Raw genomic sequence first — 3,462 nt, forward strand, 5'->3', positions numbered from 1 at the left:
CGGGCGGGGCCCACGTGCCGGGGTCGGCGGAGACCTGGTCACCGGAGCGGATGTCCTTGACCTCGTGCCCGTCCGTGCCGGGGAACCATACGTAGGGGATGCCCAGCCGGTCCGCGTGGCGGATCTGCTTGCCGAACTTCGCAGCCGTCGGGGCGACGTCGGCCGGGATGCCGCGGGCGCGCAGGGCGGCGGCGACGTCGTCGCTGAGCTCGCGATCCTCCTCGGAGGTGACGGCGACGAGGACGGCCGTGGGCACCCCGCGGCTCGCCGCCGCGAGCCCGCCGCCGAGGATGCGTGCGACGAGGCGGGAGACGCCGATCGACAGGCCGACGCCGGGGTAGGTGCGCGCGCCGTCGGAGGCGAGGGAGTCGTAGCGCCCACCGGAGCAGATGGAGCCGAGGTCCTCGTGGCCCACGAGCGTCGTCTCGTAGACCGAGCCCGTGTAGTAGTCCAGGCCGCGGGCGATCGAGAGGTCCGCGACGACGGTGCCCGGCACCCGCCGGGACGCCGCCTCGACGAGCGCGACGAGCTCGCCCAGGCCCTCCTCGAGGAGGTCGTTGCTCACCCCGAGGGCGCGCACGCGGTCCGCGACGCTCGCGTCGTCGCCGGTGATGGCCGCGAGCTCGAGCGCCAGGCGGGCCTGCTCGGGGGTGGCGCCGGCGTCCTCGCGCAGGACCTCGGCGACGGCGTCGGGGCCGATCTTGGCGAGCTTGTCGATCGCGCGCAGGGCGCCGTCGACGTCGGTGAGCCCGATGCCCGTGTAGAAGCCCTCGGCGATCTTGCGGTTGTTGACGGCGATGCGCACCGGCGGGATGGGCAGCGCCGCCAGTGCCTCGGCCATGACGAGCGGGAGGTCGACCTCGTAGTGGAACGGCAGCGTCTCCGAGCCGACGACGTCGACGTCGGCCTGGATGAACTCCCGGAAGCGGCCCTCCTGGGGCCGCTCGCCGCGCCAGACCTTCTGGATCTGGTAGCGCTTGAACGGGAAGACGAGCTTGCCGGCGTGCTCGAGGACGTACCGCGCGAGGGGCACGGTGAGGTCGAAGTGGAGGCCGAGGCGCCGCTCCTGGGAGCCCTCCTCGTCCTGCAGGCGGCTCACCGCGTAGACCTCCTTGGAGGTCTCGCCCTTGCGCAGCAGCTCCTCGACGGGCTCGACAGCGCGGGTCTCGATGCCGGCGAAGCCGTGCAGCTCGAAGGTGCGGCGCAGGACGTCGAGGACGTGGGTCTCGACGACGCGCTCGGCGGGGAGCCACTCGGGGAACCCGGACAGGGGTGTCGGTCGTGCCATGGGGGCGATCCTAGTGTTCGGCGCGGCTCAGCCCTGTGCGAGGGCGAGGAAGGGGTTGGTGGCGAGCTCGTGGGCGGTCGTCGTCGCGGGGCCGTGGCCAGGGACGAGGAGCGCCTCCGGGGGCAGCTCGGTGCGCAGCTCGTGCAGCGTCTGTGCCATCCGACGGGGGTCCCCGCCGGGCAGGTCGGTGCGCCCGATCGAGCCGGCGAAGAGCACGTCACCGGTGAGCACGACAGGGCCCTGATGGCGGCCCACGCCCGCCTCGGCGAACGCCGGGCCGGTGATCTCGTCCACGCGGTCCAGACGCCACAGCGTGCTGCCGGGGGTGTGCCCGGGTGCGGGCAGCGCCTCGACGACGAGGCCGGGAGCGAGCTCGACCGGCCCGCCGGCCACCGGCCGTACGTCCGCCACGGGCTGCCACGGGCCGTCGACGAGCGCGGAGAACCCAGGCCCGAGCGGGCCGAGGTAGGCCGCCGGGTCCGCCAGCCGCTCCGCGTCTCCCGCGCCGACGAGGACCGGGACGTCGCCGGCGACGGCGGCACAGTCCCACACGTGGTCGGGGTGGGCGTGGGTGAGCAGGACGGCGACGACGTCGAGGTCACGGGAGGTCACGACGTCGCGCACGAGCGGGGCCGAGCCGCCCCCGGGGTCGACGACGACGGCGGGCCCGCCGTCGTGCGCGGCGAGGACGAGCGTGTTGGTCGCGAAGACCGGCGCCCGCAGCGCGTGGATGAGCATCCGGCCAGCCTAACGAGCGCTCCTGCATGCCCTCTCGGTGGGGCGCCCCGTTCCGCTGCGTGAGGACGGTCACGGCGGACGCCGCTTCCGCCTAGACTTGACGGCGTTCGTTCGTCACGGTGCCGCCAGCACCTCACCGGGAGGGTTCGTTGACCCGCAGCAGCAGCCAGGAACGCGCCTACCAGAAGCGTCGCCACGACAAGTTCGAGCAGCGCAGCAGGGAGAAGGCGGAGCGCCGTCGGCGCATCACCCTCGTCACCGCCGTCGTCGTGGGCCTCGCCGTCGTCGTCGCCGCGATCGTCCTCGTCGTGCTCAACCGGCCCGAGGAGCAGACCCCCGAGCCCGCGGCGACCGCGCCCACGCAGACGCAGGCCCCCGACCAGGCGGCGCCCCTGCCGACGACCAACCCCGAGCTGTACGACTCGGCACCGGACCCGGCCGAGGCCGAGGGCCGCGTGTGGTCGGTGACGCTCAGCACGAGCGCCGGGGACATCGGTCTGGAGATCGACGGCGAGCGGGCCCCGCAGGCCGCAGCGAACTTCCTGCGTCTCGCGCGTGACGGGTTCTACGACGGCACCGCCTGCCACCGGCTGCTCCCCAGCTCCCTGCTCCAGTGCGGCGACCCCACCGCCACCGGCACCGGCGGTCCCGGTTACAGCTTCGGCCCCATCGAGAACGCCCCGGCGGACGACGTCTACCCGGCGGGCACGCTCGCGATGGCGCGCCAGGGCAACAACGGCGAGTCCATGGGGAGCCAGTTCTTCATGGTCTTCGCCGACGTCCCACTTCCGTCGGACAGCGCCGGCGGTTACAGCGTCTTCGGTCGTGTGACCGAAGGGCTGGACATCCTCCAGCAGGTCGGCTCGGCGGGTACCGTCGAGGGCTCTGAGCAGCCGGCCCTTCCCGTCACCATCGAAGGAGTGACCATTGAGTGAGCAGCAGACCCCGCGCCCGGCGGCGGACGAGCCTACGGCAGCGGCGGTTGAGAGCGTCGCGGTGACGGAGACGGTGCCAGCACCTGCTGCCACGCAGGACGAGGCGGTCGAGCGCCCGGAGGGCGCGACCGACGCGACCGACGCCGCCGAGCAGACTGTCGAGCCCGTCGCCGAGGCCACTCCCGGCGAGCAGGCCGTCGCCGAGCCCGAGGCCGCTCCCGAGGCACCCGCGGAGGAGCCGGCCGTCGCCGAGCCGCCCGTCGCCGAGCCCGATGTCACCGAGCCCGCTGTCGCGGAACCCCCCGTCGCCGAGCCGACTGTCGCGGAACCCCCCGTCGCCGAGCCCGCTGTCGCGGAACCCCCCGTCACCGAGCCGACTGTCGCCGAGCCCGATGTCGCCGAGCCGGCTGTCGCGGAACCCCCCGTCACCGAGCCCGCCGTCGCCGAGCCGGCTGTCGCGGAACCCCCCGTCGCCGAGCCCGCCGTCGCCGAGGAGCCCGC

Annotated in this window: 4 protein-coding genes; 2 read left to right on the top strand and 2 right to left on the bottom strand. The window is 74.3% G+C overall.

Annotated features, from left to right (window positions below; translation table 11 throughout):
- Positions 1–1,288 (bottom strand): histidine--tRNA ligase (gene hisS / locus FHE66_RS15580; RefSeq protein WP_176554739.1); only part of this gene is annotated, 1,288 nt, incomplete at its 3' end.
- Between the two features lie 27 nt (positions 1,289–1,315).
- Entirely contained in the window at positions 1,316–2,026 is a 711-nt protein-coding gene (locus FHE66_RS16005; RefSeq protein WP_139072945.1) for an MBL fold metallo-hydrolase, read from the bottom strand.
- Positions 2,027–2,175: 149 nt separating this feature from the next.
- Between FHE66_RS16005 and FHE66_RS10675 the strand changes: the two genes are divergently transcribed.
- On the top strand, positions 2,176–2,961 hold the full coding sequence (locus FHE66_RS10675) for a peptidylprolyl isomerase (RefSeq protein WP_168202687.1): 786 nt from the start codon (positions 2,176–2,178) through the stop codon (positions 2,959–2,961).
- Between the two features lie 73 nt (positions 2,962–3,034).
- Positions 3,035–3,462 (top strand): hypothetical protein (locus FHE66_RS10680; RefSeq protein ID WP_218013685.1); only part of this gene is annotated, 428 nt, incomplete at its 3' end.

Source organism: Georgenia sp. 311, assembly GCF_006151955.1.
Taxonomy (GTDB): domain Bacteria; phylum Actinomycetota; class Actinomycetes; order Actinomycetales; family Actinomycetaceae; genus Oceanitalea; species Oceanitalea wutianyii.